Below are 12,981 nucleotides of genomic sequence, written 5' to 3' on the forward strand. Positions count from 1 at the left end.
GTAACCCCTGGGCTCCTGGACAGTTGACCAGGGCATGAAGAAGCGCAGCATGCTCGCCATCGCCTCCCTCGCCGCCGGTGTCGTCACGGCCCTCGTCACCCCGCCGCCGCACGCCTCCGCGGCCGAACACGGCGCGACCGGCACCACCGGTCTCCTGCAGAACGACAACCCGGTCGCCCCCCTCCTGGACGGGGCCGCACCGCTGGTGGCCGACAGCCTCCCCCAGGCCCCGGACGCCGGCGGACTGGTGTGACCCTCCGATGGGCAGCCCGTGCGCGCGTCGCGTGAGCGGGAATGACAGGATATCCTCATGAGCAACAACGTTTACTTCGACATCACGATCAACGGCGAGCCTGCGGGGCGCATCGTCTTCAAGCTGTTCGACGACGTCGTCCCCAAGACGGCGCGGAACTTCCGTGAGCTCGCCACGGGCGAGCACGGATTCGGCTACGCCGGCTCCCCGTTCCACCGCGTCATCCCGGAGTTCATGCTCCAGGGTGGCGACTTCACCAACGGCAACGGCACGGGCGGCAAGAGCATCTACGGCGAGAAGTTCGAGGACGAGAACTTCACGCTGAAGCACGACCGGCCGTACCTGCTCTCCATGGCGAACGCGGGCCGCAACACCAACGGCTCCCAGTTCTTCATCACGACCATCATCACCGACTGGCTGGACGGCAAGCACGTCGTCTTCGGTGAGGTCGTCGAGGGCCAGGACCTGGTCAAGAAGATCGAGGGCCTGGGCTCCCGCTCGGGCGCGACCAGCGCCAAGATCGCCGTCGCCGCGTCGGGCGTCGTCGAGGCCTGAGCCGAACCGATCCGCGCGACCGCCCTCGCAGAGCACGACGCGGGGGCGGTCGGCCGTTTCCGGCGAAAGACCTCCGGCGAGCGCCCGATTCGCGGCGGGCCGGTACCGGCGACGCCGGGTCAGGACCCCTCGGCCGCCTCCCCGTACCGGCGCTCGAACTGCGAGATGCGGCCCTCGGAGTCCAGTTTCCGCGCCTTGCCCGTGTAGAACGGGTGGCTCTCGGAGGAGATCTCGACGTCGACCACGGGATACGAGTTGCCGTCGTCCCACTCGATGGTCTGCTCGCTCGTCGCCGTCGACCGGGTCAGGAAGGCGAACCCGGCGGAGCGGTCACGGAAGACCACGGGGCCGTACTCCGGCTGCTTGTCCTGCTGCACACGTCCTCCTCGGGCTGCCTGTCTGATGCCCCCAGCCTCTCCGGGCCCGGCCCGCCCGACCAGCGCCGGGGGCCGACCGGGTGAGGAAGTTCCCGCCGACGGGCCGCCCACCACGAGCGACGGCCGCCGCCCCGGCGGCTTCGGTACGGCCGCTCAGTTCATCCAGCGCGCGGCGAGCAGGACGGCGATGTCGTCCGGCCGGTCGGGCGCCTGACGGGCATCGCGGATCAGCCGGTCCGCCGTCTCCGTGAGGGGGATCTGCCCCGCGACGGAGAAGGTGCGGCGCAGCCACTCGACGCCCTCGTCGATGTCGTGGCCCGGACGCTCCACCAGACCGTCCGTGTACAGGGCGAGGACCGCGCCCGGTTCCAGGTGCAGTTCGGTGACCGGGTACGTGGCGTCGGCGTCGATCCCCAGGACCAGACCGCCCGCCAGGTCCAGCACTTCCGCCGTACCGTCCGGGCGCCGCAACAGGGGCTGCGGATGCCCGGCCCGGACGGCCTCCGCCACCCCCGTCGCCGGGTCGAGCACCACGTAGCAGCAGCTGGCGAACTGCCCCGGATCGAGGTCGATCAGCAGCCGGTTGGTGCCCATCAGGACATCCTCCGGCGCATGACCGGCGAGGGCGAAGGCCCGTACCGCGCTGCGCAGTTGACCCATCGTCGCCGCCGCGGCGACACCGTGCCCCTGGACGTCGCCGACCACGAGGGCCAGCAGCCCGCGCCCGGTCTCGACCACGTCGTACCAGTCGCCGCCCACGTCCATGCCCTGCGTACCGGGCAGATAGCGCGCCACCGTGTCGACGTGGTCGCGGACCGGCAGTCGCGCCGGGAGCAGCGCGTCCTGCAGCCCACGGGCGAGGGCGGACTCGCTGTCGTACCGCCTGGCCCGCTCCAGGGCCTGGGCGATGAGGCCGGCCAGCGCCGTCAGGACCGTGCGCTCCTCCGGGCTGAAACCGCGCGGCCGGTCGAAGCCGAGGATGCACGAGCCGACCGGCCGGCCGGAGGCGATCAGCGGCAGGAAGGCCCGGGCGCCCGAGGGCGCGTCCACGGGGAGCCCCGGATAGGCCCGGCTCATCTGCTCGATCGATTCGAAGAACAGCGGGCGGCCGGTGGTGAGCGCCTCGACACCCGGCAGGGGGGCGTCCAGCCCCACACCGTCGAAGGGCTCCAGGAACCCCGGAGGGAACCCGGTCTCCCACGCCAGGTACAGATGCCGTTCGCTCAGCAGATAGATCGCCAGCTGTCGGCCGCCGAACGCCGGCAGCAGTTCGTCGGTCACCACCGCCGACACCTGGCGGGCCGTGACCGCCTCGGTGAGCGCGATGGCGAGCGCCACCGGTCGGTAGAGCGCCGACGCCCGGTCCGCCGGAGAGCCAAGGCCGGTGTCCGGGTTGGTGACCGATCCGGGTGTGTAGGCGGGGTCGGTCTCGGGGAGCAGTACCAGTGTCACGCCGTCGTGGCCGGGATACAGCGAGACCGAGAGCCACTCCCCGTCGGGTTCGTGGGCCAGGAAGTGCACGGGCTCGTCGGAGAGCAGCGCCGCCCGCAGATGCTCCTCGTACGCGGGATGGCCGAACCACGGCAGGGCCTCCCACATGCTCAGCCCGGCGAGTGAGGCGCGGGGTCTGCCGAGGAGGGCCTCGGTCAGGTGGTTGACGTACGTGACCCGTCCCAGGCGGTCGATCGCGATGATGGCGCGTGGCAGCCGGTCGGTGGCGTCGGAGCCGACCAGGCCGGTGCCGAGGTCGACCAGGGAGCCCTTCAGCCGCCCTGGGCGGTCGCCCGCCGCGCGGGCGGAGATCTCCAGGAGGTGGAGCCCTCCGTCGGGGCCCTTGAGCCGGATCCGGCGCGCCACCTGCGCACCCGAGTCGGCCGCGCGGCGGGCCATGGTCCACAGCGCGGCGCTGTCCTCCGGCGCGAGGCGTGCGGTCAGAGCCTCCATGGTCCCGGGGAACGGGCTGCTGTCGCCCTCGCCGATGATCGCCCGCAGCCCGGCGTCGGCGGTCACGGTTCCGCTGGTCAGGTCCCAGTCGAAGTAGCCGATCCGAACCGGCTTCGTACCCCCCGAGGGGAGCTGGACGCAGACCGGCTCCCCGGGCCACTCGACGAGGGTTCCGCTCTCGGAGAGTTCCGCGAGGGCGTCGCCGAGGCGTCGCGCCTCCCGTGCCAGGCGCATCCGGTCCCGGGTGTTCACCGGGACGCCGGGGGTCGGGGCGCGCAGCACGACGAGCACCCCGAAGCGTTCTCTGCCGCTGACGATCGGCGCGTACAGGGATCCGAAGGGGAAAGGGAGGCTCGCCACGAGCTGGGGGAACTGGCGCATCGCCTCCTCTACGTCGGCGAGATGCACCGGCTGGCCCGAGCGGTGGACCTCGGCCACCGGGAACGGACGGTTCACATGCATCCGCCACCAGGGACGGAACAGCGGGCCGGGCAGCCCGGCGAGCACCGCCATACGGAGAAGGTCCGGCGACTCCGAGCGCAGATAGACCCCGCCCGCGTAACCGCCGACCGCCTCGATCGTCCGCAGCGCGCCCTCGGACAGGACCAGAGGGAGGGCGTCGAGCAGCCGCCCGTCGGTCTCCGCGTTCCCGGGGACGTCCCCGGTCCCGGCAGACGGGGCTGGGCCGGCCACGCCGTGCGACGTCACAAGGCCAGCATGCTCCAGGCCCGCGCGGCCCCGCATCTCGGGGCGGTCGCGCCCCGTAGCCGCCCGTCGCACGAGGTCGCGGCCCGTCGAGCCCTCGCCCGCCCGGCCCGGACGGGGACACGCACCGTTGACCGAGCGGTCACGGACGGCGACACTCGAGCGTCGGCACCGACGCGAGGGCATCCGAGCGACGCGCCGAAACGACCGTGGCGGTACATGACCAGGGGGCGTGATGACGGGCCAGGTTCTTCCGTACGACGTGGTGGGCAGCGGACCCCGAAGGGCGCTCGTGCTGCACAACTGGTTCGGCGACCGTACGAGCTTCGATCCGCTGCGCCCGCACCTGAACGGCGACACCGGCACGTACGCGTTCCTCGACTGTCGCGGCTACGGCGAGGCGATCGACGCCGAGGGCGCGTTCACCATGGAGGAGGTCGCGGCGGACGCGCTGGCCGTCGCCGACCACCTCGGCTGGGACTCGTTCTCGGTGATCGGCCACTCGATGGGCGGCAAGGCGGCCCAGTTGATGCTGCTCGACGCGCCCACGCGGGTCCGCTCGCTCATCGGCATCTCGCCCGTCTCGGCGGCGGGGTTCCCGATGGACCCCGAGAGCTGGGAGCTCTTCGCAGGGGCCGCGGACGAGCCGGGCAACCGCCGGGTCATCATCGACACCACCACAGGCGGCCGGTACGACGACGCCTGGCTGGCCGCGCTCGTGAAGCGCTCGACGGAACGTTCGTCGCCCACGGCCTTCCGCGCGTACCTGGACTCCTGGTCCCGGACCGACTTCCACCACCGCGTCAAGGACAACCGGACTCCGGTGCTGCTCGTCGTGGGCGCCCACGACCCGGCGCTCGGCGCCGACGCCATGGCGGCGGGCTGGCTCCAGTGGTACCCGAACGCACGCCTCGCGGTCCTCGCCGAGGCCGGCCACTACGCGCCGGAGGAGTCGCCGCGCGAACTCGCGACGGCGATCGAGGCGTTCCTCGCCGGGTGAGAGGAGCGGCCGGCCAGGGGAGTGTGGCGGCCTCGGACACGATCCCCCCGTTCCGTCGTCGGTCGTGCGCGCCCAGCGGCTCTGCGCGAGCATGGACGGGAGAGGGGCAGGTGGGGCATGGACGCGTCCGTGATGACCGCGGTGGTCGCCGCCGCCGTGCTGGTGTGCCGTGCCGCGGTGCTGGAGATCCGTACGCCCGGAGCGGGCCGGCGCGCCTGGGCCTTCGCCACCGACCGGCGAGCGCTGGGCGCCGGAGCGGGCGCGGGGCTCGCGCTCGGCGCCGTGGGATGGGCCACGGTCGGCGGCGCGGCGGTGCTGGCGTGGGCGGTGCTGGCCGGAATCCTCGTGGCCTCCCTGACAGCCGAGCGCCGCCCCCCACCCGGAGAGTGAGGGTCGGCACCTCCCGCCCGCGGACGCCGACAGCCTCGGTACCCGCCGGGGTGCCGAGGCGGGTAACTTCGGTCCGGACGACGGATCTTGAAGAGGAGCAACACCCGTGACCACCGACGACCCGCGCATCGCCCCGCCCCACGTCGGCGGCGAACGCGACACCCTCCGGGCCTTTCTCGACTACCACCGGGCCACGCTCGCGATGAAGTGCCGGGGACTCGGCGACGAGCAGCTGCGCGAGAGGTCGATGCCCCCGTCCACGCTGTCGTTGCTCGGCCTGGTCCGGCACATGGCGGAGGTGGAACGCGCCTGGTTCCGCCGGGTCTTCGAGGACGGCGAGGCGCCGATGGTCTGGTCGGACGAGATCGACTTCCAGGCCGCCTACGACGCGAGCCGGTCGACCCGTGCCGAGGCCTTCGCCGCCTGGGAGGCCGAGGTGGAGCACTCCCGGCGGATCGAGCGCGAGGCCGCCTCCCTCGACCTCACCGGACGCCAGCCGCGCTGGGGCGAGGACGTCTCCCTGCGGATGGTGATGGTGCACGTCCTGCTCGAGTACGGCCGCCACAACGGGCACGCGGACTTCCTCCGCGAAGGCGTCGACGGGACCGTCGGCGCCTGAGCGGTCGTACGAGGGTGGCGGGAGGGCTCCGCCGCGCACGGCTGCCCGGGCTGGCACCGGCTCGCGGCCGGTGGGACTCTGAACAGGAGGGGCGGATCGGCCGAGGAGTGGCGATGGGCGCAGCCCCCGCAGCCGCGCGGATGGACGAGGCAGTCTTCCAGGAGCTGGAGCGATCCTTCTCCGGCAGGCTCGTACGCCCCGACGACGCTGCCTACGACGAGGCCCGGCGCATCTGGAACGGCTCCGTCAGCAAGCTTCCCGCCCTCATCGCGTACTGCACCGGCGTCGCCGACGTCGCCGCCGCGCTGGACTGTGCCACGCGCGGTGGTCTGCCGCTCGCGGTCCGCAGCGGGGGCCACAGCTTCCCGGGCCAGTCGCTGGTCGACGGTGGCGTCGTCGTCGACCTGTCGGCGATGAACGGCATCCGCGTGGACCCGGTGAACCGCACGGTCAGGGCCCAGGCCGGGGTCCTGCTCGGCGCGCTCGACCGTGAGACACAGCACTTCGGAATGGCCGTGCCCGCCGGGATCGTGACCCACACGGGCCTCGCCGGGCTCACCCTCGGCGGCGGCATCGGCTGGCTGATGCGGAAGTACGGGCTCACGGTCGACCAGCTGCTCTCCGCCGACATGGTCACCGCCGACGGCACCTTCGTCACGGCGAGCGCGCGCCACGAGCCCGAACTCTTCTGGGGCCTGCGCGGAGCCGGCGGCAACTTCGGGGTCGTCACCGAGTTCGAGTTCCGGCTCAACCCCGTCGGTCCCACGGTGCTCGCCGGGCCGATCCTGTGGCCGGTGGAGGAAGCACCGCACGTCCTCGCCTTCTACCGCGACTGGATCACCGGCGTCCCCGACGAGCTGACCACCATCGTCGTCCACCGCAAGGCCCCACCGCTCCCCGCGATCCCGCCCGAGCTGCACGGCAGGCCCGTCATCGCCGTGGTCAGCTGCTACGCGGGCGACATCGAGGCCGGCCAGGAGGTCCTGCGGCCGCTGCGGACGTTCGGGACGCCGCTGCTCGACCTGTGCGTGCCCAAGTCCTATCTGGCGCACCAGTCCATGTTCGACCCGTCGTTCCGCCACGGCTGGTGGTACCACGTCCGGTCCTGCGACATCCGGCGGCTGGACGACGAGGTCATCGGGATCAGCGCCGCACACGCCCTGGAGATCCCCTCCCCGCTCTCGACGTGCAACATCTTCCATCTGGGCGGTGCCGTCGCCCGCGTGGGTGAGGACGAGACCGCGTGCAGCGGGCGGGGAGTGGGTCACACCTTCAACATCAACGGGAACGCCTTCGACGCCGAGGGGTTCGCCGAAGCGCGTGCGTGGGCGCGCGCATGGTGGTCCGCCCTGGAGCCCTACCACGCCGGTGTCTACGTCAACTTCCTCATGGAGGAGGGCCCGGCCCGCGTGCAGGAGGCCTATGGGGCGGACAAGCTCCGTAGGCTGCGCGCCCTCAAACGCGAGTACGACCCCGGCAACGTCTTCCGCTCCAACCAGAACATCTCCCCGGCCGCCTGACCGGCGCCGTCGCGGCCGGGCGAGTGTCAGTGCCGGGTGCGATGCTGCCGGGTATGGACGAGCTGATGAGAGGCCGTGTCTACGGCGCCGACCACGACGATCCCGACCCGGGCCCCCGGCCCGGGCACGTCTACCGCGAGCTGGTGGCGGGCCCCCTGGACGGCCTCCTGCTCGACGTCACCGGGTGGACCGCGCGACAGCTCGAAGAGGGTGCCGCGCTGGCCACGGAGATCGGCGCCTACGGCCCCGGCGGCCACGCCCGGTACGGGCCCCGGGAGGGCGACGCGGTCCACTGGGACTGGGAGGGCGACACCCGCTAGCCACACCCGTCGGATCAGGCCCGGCCGGACCTCCTCCGGGTCAGGCCCGGCCGGGCGCGCGCGAGGGAGCTGCCGGTCGGCCGACGCGCGCGAGGCAGCGAACCGGGCCGCCCGCTCACCTGCCGCCGGCCTCCGCGAGGGTGTGCGCGACCAGGGCGTTGGCGTGGCCGTGCCCGAGGCCGTGCTCGGCCTTGAGCCAGGAGACGAGCTCCATGTGCCTGGTCAGCGGCGAGGAAAGGATGAGCTCCTTCCACTCGGCGATCGGGCGTCCGTACTTCTTCTCGATCGAGGGGAAGTAGCTCGCGGGGCCCTTCACTGCGTCAGCCATGGCGCGTGTCCTGTCCTGTCGTCGGTGCGGTGTGTTCCTGTACGTATGACCGGACGGGTTCCGCGAAGTGATCGGTTCGGTCGTGTGACGTGGGTCATACGACCGAGGGGCGCCGGCCGGAACCCGGAATTCCGGCCGGCGCCCGGTGTCACAGCGCCGGGTGGGCGTTCTTCAGCAGCTCCTGGAACTGGGCCGAGAACCACTTCCCGGACAGCGGGGCGTCCCCGAGGGCGCCGGACATACTGTTGCCGTTGCGGGCGTTACCCGTGTACGTCGGGTCGCACATGCGGTCGAAGCCCTTGCCCTCGTCGTTCGGGACCTCTTTGCTCGCGCCGTCCGACTCGCCCGGCGGCTTCATCCACACGTACGCGTCGATGCCTGCGGCCGGCGCCGCCTGCGGTCGCTCGCCGAGGCCCGCGCCCGACTGGTTGCACCAGTTGCCGAGGTGGATGCGCCGGTCGTAACGGCCGCCGTTCACATACGCGTTGACGTCCGTCAGGGCCCCGGGTGCGGTGGGCCGCGCCGCGCCGCCCCAGCCGTTGCGGGAGGTGTCGATCAGCATGCCCAGGTTGGTGTCGAAGCCGAGCGAGACGAGCTTGGAACGCATCGCCTGGGCGTAGGACAGCTCGTCCGTGTACCGGTTCCAGTCCACCCACTTGGACTGGCGCACCGAGACCCCGTTGACGGAGCCGTCGATCGTGAAGTGGTCCTCCTTCAGCGCGCTGTAGTTGGCCGTGTTGACGATGAAACCGTGCACACGGGCGAGCGTGGAGCCCTCGGCCTGGGCGGCAGCCTTGAAGAGTTCGGCGGACGCGCCGAAGTTGTCGTCCCAGCCGAGCCAGCCGTGGTGGCCCGCGTCCACGTAGTTGTAGACGTTTCCGATCGAGCCCAGCTTGTTCAGCGCGTAGCCGACGCCCTTGATGTAGTTGCCGTTGGCCTTCATCACATCGCAGTTGGCGGTGGCCGTCGGGCGGCCGGACACGTTGGTCACCAGGTTCGGCAGCGAGTCGATCTCGACCGTCGTGACGATCCGCAGGCCCGCGTACCTGGGGTCGGCGAGGATCGCGGCGATGGGGTCGATGTACTCGGTCTTGTACCGGTCGATCTCGCTCGGGCCCAGCTCGCCGTTGGAGGCGAGCGCGGCGCAGTCCCGCCCGGGCAGGTTGTAGATCACCAGCTGGACGACGAGCTCTCCGCTGCCCTTCTGGGCCAGGGCCTCGTCGAGGTGGTCGCGCAGGCCCATGCCGCCGTTCACTCCCGCGATCGCTGCCGTGCGGTCCAGCCACACGCCGGTCGGCTGACCGGAGACCTTGCTGCCGCCCGGCTCGGCGGCGGCCTTGGCCGACCACTCCGGGTTCACGTACACCTTGGCGCCCGCGTACGGGTTGTCGGCCTTGGAGCCGGCCGGCGGCGGGGTGGTCGGGGGAGTCGTCGGAGGAGTGGTCGGCGGGGTCGTCGGCGGCTGGGTGGCGCCGTTGCAGACGACTCCGTTGAGCGTGAAGGTCGCGGGGACGGCGTTCGTGCCCGTGTGGGAGCCGTTGAAGCCGAAGGAGGTCGAACCGCCCGTGGTCAGGCCGCCGTTGTACGAGACGTTCCTGGCGCTCACCGCGGCGCCGGACTGGGTGAGCGTGGCGTTCCAGCCCTGGGTGACCTGCTGGCCGTTCGCGTAGGACCACTCCAGGGTCCAGGAGCTCAGCGGGTCACCGGTGTTGGTGACGGTGACGTTGGCTCCGAAGCCGGTGTTCCACTGGTTGGTGACCTGGTAGTCGACCCGGCAGCCGGCGGCGGCTGCTCCGGCCGTGCTGGCCATGACGGTGGCGGTGGCGCCGGTGGCCGTGATCAGGCCGATGGCCGCCAGCAGGGCGGTACGGCTCGTTGTGCGGCTCATGTCGTGGGTGCCTTTCCGTTCTGGGCGCGCAGATGGTCGCGCAGCCCGATGCCGAATGGGGTGGGCGTGCCGTCGTACGAGGTGATCAGGGCCGGTCCCGAGGAGCAGTTCCAGGTGTTCCAGGTCCAGCCGAGATACGAGAGCCCTCGGTCGTCGAACCACTTCATGACGCGGTCGACGAAGGCATGGCCGCAGGTGTTCTCGCCGATCTCGCCGGCGACGAGGGGCACCTGTGCCGCGACCGGGGCGAGGGTGCTGTTCCAGCACGTCTCGTCGGAGCAGGTGTTGAAGTTGTAGACGTGCCAGGCGGCGGCCAGATTGCCCGCCGGGTCCGTGGGGCGGTGCGCGAGCCACCGGCTCAGGTCGTTGGAGTACGCGATTCCGGGGACGAGCACGAGGTTCCGGGCGCCGGTCGCCCGGACCGTGTCCACCAGATCCTGCATACCGGCGACCTCGTAGCCGATGCCGGGGCAGGTGCCGCCGTCGCGCCAGCAGGTCCACGCCTGCGCGGCGGTGGAGGTCGCCCGGTCCGGATAGGGCTCGTTGAACAGGTCGAAGACGACCCTGCGGTCGTTCTTGAAGGTGTCGGCGACCGAGGTCCAGAAAGCCGGTGTGTACCAGGCGTTCGGCATCGGTTTCTGGCAGGAGGCGTGGACGTCCGAACAGCCCGCCGAGTTACCGGTGTACAGCCCGTAGCTCCAGTGCAGTTCGACGATCGGGGTCATTCCGTGCGCGAGGACGCGTTCGACGAGCCCCTTCACGGCGTCGATGTAGGGCGCGCCCCGGTACTCGGGCCTGATGTTGTCCAGGCCCAGCCAGCACTCCTCGTTGAGCGGGATGCGTACGGTGTCGGCCTTCCAGTCCGCGATCGCGCGGACGGCCGCGTCATCGACTGGGCCGTCGAAGATGCCGTGGCCCTGGACGCACATGAACTCTCCACCGGAGCGGTTGACCCCGAGCAGGCGGCGGGTCGCGCCGTTCTGGTCGATGAGCCGGGTGCCGGCGACGCTCAGCTCGGGCGCGCCGGAGACGGGGTCGGGCGGATCGGGCGGATCGGTGGGGCCGGGCGGATCGGTGGGGGTCGGGGTGGGCGTCGGGGTGGGTTCCGGCCCCGGATCGGCGTCGCAGACCTTCCCGTTGAGCGAGAGGGACGCGGGCGAGGTGTTGACGCCCGACCAGGAGGCGATGAATCCGGTCGTGACGCTCGCACCGGTACCGAGGGACCCGTTCCAGCTCTCGTTGACGGCCGTCGCCGTCGCGCCGGACTGGGACCACGTGGCGCCCCAGCCCTGGCGGACCTTCTGACCGGCCGGGAAGTCGAAGCCGAGGCTCCAACCGCGCAGCGCGGCACTGTTGTTGGTCACGGTGACGGAACCCTGGAAGCCGTCGGTCCACTCACCGACGACCTCGTACGTCACCGTGCACGGAGGTGCGGCCACTGCTCCTGAGGCCGTACCGACGACGGCGAGAGCGGTGCTCGCCATGGTGAGCGCCGCTCCCGCGAGCAGCGCAGACAGACGTGGGGGATGTCGCATGAGCGACTCCTTGCAGCGAGGGCACGCCCTGACGACGCGCCGACTGACGGAATCGCTCCCACTGGTGGGGCCAGACCGTAGCGCCAACTGACGCCAAGGAAAAGAGGCGTTGAAGAAGTCGCACGTCGAATGTGTTCGACTCTTCGGGCACCTTGACGCGCTTCCGTCGCTTCTGCATTGTGGGAGCGCTCCCACTGGTTCAGAGCTTGTGCCCATGCCTCCGCACGCCCCTGCCGAGCCGCGAGGAGAACCACCCCATGCCACCACGAAGACCCCGCCGGCTGCTGACCGCGCCGGTCGCGGCGCTGTCCGTACCCCTGGGCCTGACCATGTCCGGCCCCTGCGTCGGCCCGACGAACAGCAGCGCCCCGCGGGAGGCGGCTCCGATCAGTTCGCCTGCGCGGGGGAGGGCCGGAGCCAGTTCCCGAGGTAGGTGCTGCGGGTCGCCGACGCGGCCTCGTCCGGGGTGAGTTGGGGGCGGCTCCCGGGGTCGGTGACCGTCGCTCCGGGACCGGTGTTGCGGTACTCGGCGAAGCGCTGTGCCTGCCAGGGGTAGGCGTCCCGCATGTTCGCGTACGGCGTCACGGCGTCGATCCCGGCGCCGAGCACGCTCTCGCGGACCACCAGGGAGGGCCGGGCCGTCGGGTCCGAGCTGGGCACCCAGGGACGGGCCAGCTTGTAGTACCCGTCGGGCGCCTCGCTCGTCACCCGGCAGCGGGCGGCCAGGAACCCGTACGGGTTGGCCCCGGCGGTCGACGGGGCGAAGACGAAGCCGTGCGGGGCGCTCGCGAGGTCGGTGCGCAGCAGCGTACGGAAATGGCAGTGCTCGAAGACCGCGCGCGCCCGCCCGAAGACGAAGTCGACGTCGCCCTCGACATAACAGTGCGCGAAGTACTGGCGGGCGACGGCGGACACGGACACGGAGTCGGCGTACAACGTGTCCTGATGGCCGAGGAACCGGCAGTGGAGGAACGCGGACCGGTCGCCCTGCACCTTGATCGCGACCGCCTGGGTGCCGGGGTTCCCGGGGAGGTCGGTGCGGAGGAAGTCGTTGGCGAAGGTGATCCACCACGCGGTGAAACCGTCCGCCTGGACGGTGGTCGTCGCCGAACCGGACGTGCCGTACGCCGTGCCGTCGGGACGGGTGGTGCCGGCCGCGTTGTCGTACACCACGACGACGTCGCACGGGTCATCGCTCGCCCCGATCCAGGTCATGTCCGTACGGTCCGGGCCGACGGCGACCGTCTCGCGGTACGTGCCCGGGGCGATGACCAGGGTACGGTCGGGCCCGTCGGCGGCGTCCACCGCGGCCTGGACCGTGGTGTGGTCGCCGAGACCGCCGGGGTGGACGTACAGGGTGCGCGGGGTGAGCCGGGCGGCGGGCGATCCGTAACGGCCGAACGGACGTCGGGCACGTGCGAGCGCGGGGGCGGCCGGCAGGCCGAGCGAGAGCGCCGCGCCGGAGCCCGCCGTGAGCAGGACACGGCGACTGAGCGGAGGCATGACAAAGATCCCTTCGCGGGGTGCTGATGAAGAGGAGACCCCTC

13 protein-coding genes are annotated in these 12,981 nt (G+C 71.7%); 7 read left to right on the top strand and 6 right to left on the bottom strand.

What is annotated here, in order from left to right:
• The first annotated feature begins 34 nt into the window (after nucleotides 1–34).
• A complete protein-coding gene (locus M5362_RS02195; protein ID WP_260225514.1) occupies nucleotides 35–253 on the top strand; it encodes a hypothetical protein in 219 nt (72 codons plus the stop codon).
• Nucleotides 254–310: 57 nt separating this feature from the next.
• Nucleotides 311–808, top strand: coding sequence for a peptidylprolyl isomerase (locus tag M5362_RS02200; RefSeq protein WP_260225515.1), 498 nt, complete (start codon nucleotides 311–313; stop codon nucleotides 806–808).
• Nucleotides 809–927: 119 nt separating this feature from the next.
• On the opposite strand, the gene M5362_RS02205 is transcribed toward M5362_RS02200, so the two are convergent.
• Both M5362_RS02205 and M5362_RS02210 read right to left on the bottom strand, forming a co-directional pair.
• Complete coding sequence (locus M5362_RS02205) at nucleotides 928–1,185, bottom strand: type B 50S ribosomal protein L31 (protein WP_260225516.1); 258 nt, start codon at nucleotides 1,183–1,185, stop codon at nucleotides 928–930.
• A gap of 153 nt (nucleotides 1,186–1,338) precedes the next feature.
• Nucleotides 1,339–3,837, bottom strand: a complete 2,499-nt coding sequence (locus M5362_RS02210; RefSeq protein WP_260225517.1) for a SpoIIE family protein phosphatase — start codon at nucleotides 3,835–3,837, stop codon at nucleotides 1,339–1,341.
• A gap of 232 nt (nucleotides 3,838–4,069) precedes the next feature.
• Between M5362_RS02210 and M5362_RS02215 the strand changes: the two genes are divergently transcribed.
• From M5362_RS02215 to M5362_RS02235, 5 genes are all read left to right on the top strand, one after another.
• On the top strand, nucleotides 4,070–4,834 hold the full coding sequence (locus tag M5362_RS02215; RefSeq protein WP_260225518.1) for an alpha/beta fold hydrolase: 765 nt from the start codon (nucleotides 4,070–4,072) through the stop codon (nucleotides 4,832–4,834).
• 117 nt (nucleotides 4,835–4,951) lie between these two features.
• Nucleotides 4,952–5,224 carry a hypothetical protein gene (locus tag M5362_RS02220; RefSeq protein ID WP_260225520.1) on the top strand — a complete coding sequence of 91 codons (273 nt, stop codon included), beginning with the start codon at nucleotides 4,952–4,954 and terminating at the stop codon, nucleotides 5,222–5,224.
• 106 nt (nucleotides 5,225–5,330) lie between these two features.
• Nucleotides 5,331–5,843, top strand: coding sequence for a DinB family protein (locus M5362_RS02225; RefSeq protein WP_260225521.1), 513 nt, complete (start codon nucleotides 5,331–5,333; stop codon nucleotides 5,841–5,843).
• Between the two features lie 113 nt (nucleotides 5,844–5,956).
• Entirely contained in the window at nucleotides 5,957–7,363 is a 1,407-nt protein-coding gene (locus tag M5362_RS02230) for an FAD-binding oxidoreductase (RefSeq protein ID WP_260225522.1), read from the top strand.
• Between the two features lie 53 nt (nucleotides 7,364–7,416).
• The gene (locus M5362_RS02235) at nucleotides 7,417–7,683 is read left to right on the top strand and encodes a hypothetical protein (protein ID WP_260225523.1); all 267 of its coding nucleotides are present in this window, start codon (nucleotides 7,417–7,419) and stop codon (nucleotides 7,681–7,683) included.
• Between the two features lie 115 nt (nucleotides 7,684–7,798).
• Here M5362_RS02235 and M5362_RS02240 read toward each other — a convergent pair whose 3' ends face one another.
• From M5362_RS02240 to M5362_RS02255, 4 genes are all read right to left on the bottom strand, one after another.
• Nucleotides 7,799–8,011 carry a DUF4287 domain-containing protein gene (locus M5362_RS02240; RefSeq protein ID WP_260225524.1) on the bottom strand — a complete coding sequence of 71 codons (213 nt, stop codon included), beginning with the start codon at nucleotides 8,009–8,011 and terminating at the stop codon, nucleotides 7,799–7,801.
• Nucleotides 8,012–8,159: 148 nt separating this feature from the next.
• On the bottom strand, nucleotides 8,160–9,899 hold the full coding sequence (locus tag M5362_RS02245) for a glycoside hydrolase family 6 protein (RefSeq protein ID WP_260225525.1): 1,740 nt from the start codon (nucleotides 9,897–9,899) through the stop codon (nucleotides 8,160–8,162).
• A complete protein-coding gene (locus tag M5362_RS02250; protein ID WP_260225526.1) occupies nucleotides 9,896–11,434 on the bottom strand; it encodes a cellulase family glycosylhydrolase in 1,539 nt (512 codons plus the stop codon). Before M5362_RS02250 ends, M5362_RS02245 begins: the two co-directional genes overlap by 4 nt.
• Nucleotides 11,435–11,821: 387 nt before the next feature.
• Nucleotides 11,822–12,937 (bottom strand): pectinesterase family protein, encoded by a 1,116-nt coding sequence (locus M5362_RS02255; RefSeq protein WP_260225527.1) that lies wholly within the window; start codon nucleotides 12,935–12,937, stop codon nucleotides 11,822–11,824.
• Nucleotides 12,938–12,981 lie beyond the last annotated feature (44 nt).

This window comes from Streptomyces sp. Je 1-79 (genome assembly GCF_025195125.1).
Taxonomy (GTDB): Bacteria; Actinomycetota; Actinomycetes; order Streptomycetales; family Streptomycetaceae; genus Streptomyces.

Excerpts from the sequence above, each read along its gene's own strand:
- M5362_RS02235 (WP_260225523.1), top strand. The coding sequence starts at position 7,417 with ATGGACGAGCTGATGAGAGGCCGTGTCTACGGCGCCGACCACGACGAT.
- M5362_RS02195 (WP_260225514.1), top strand. The coding sequence starts at position 35 with ATGAAGAAGCGCAGCATGCTCGCCATCGCCTCCCTCGCCGCCGGTGTC.
- M5362_RS02245 (WP_260225525.1), bottom strand. The coding sequence starts at position 9,899 with ATGAGCCGCACAACGAGCCGTACCGCCCTGCTGGCGGCCATCGGCCTG.
- M5362_RS02215 (WP_260225518.1), top strand. The coding sequence starts at position 4,070 with ATGACGGGCCAGGTTCTTCCGTACGACGTGGTGGGCAGCGGACCCCGA.
- M5362_RS02250 (WP_260225526.1), bottom strand. The coding sequence starts at position 11,434 with ATGCGACATCCCCCACGTCTGTCTGCGCTGCTCGCGGGAGCGGCGCTC.
- M5362_RS02255 (WP_260225527.1), bottom strand. The coding sequence starts at position 12,937 with ATGCCTCCGCTCAGTCGCCGTGTCCTGCTCACGGCGGGCTCCGGCGCG.
- M5362_RS02240 (WP_260225524.1), bottom strand. The coding sequence starts at position 8,011 with ATGGCTGACGCAGTGAAGGGCCCCGCGAGCTACTTCCCCTCGATCGAG.
- M5362_RS02200 (WP_260225515.1), top strand. The coding sequence starts at position 311 with ATGAGCAACAACGTTTACTTCGACATCACGATCAACGGCGAGCCTGCG.
- M5362_RS02230 (WP_260225522.1), top strand. The coding sequence starts at position 5,957 with ATGGGCGCAGCCCCCGCAGCCGCGCGGATGGACGAGGCAGTCTTCCAG.
- M5362_RS02220 (WP_260225520.1), top strand. The coding sequence starts at position 4,952 with ATGGACGCGTCCGTGATGACCGCGGTGGTCGCCGCCGCCGTGCTGGTG.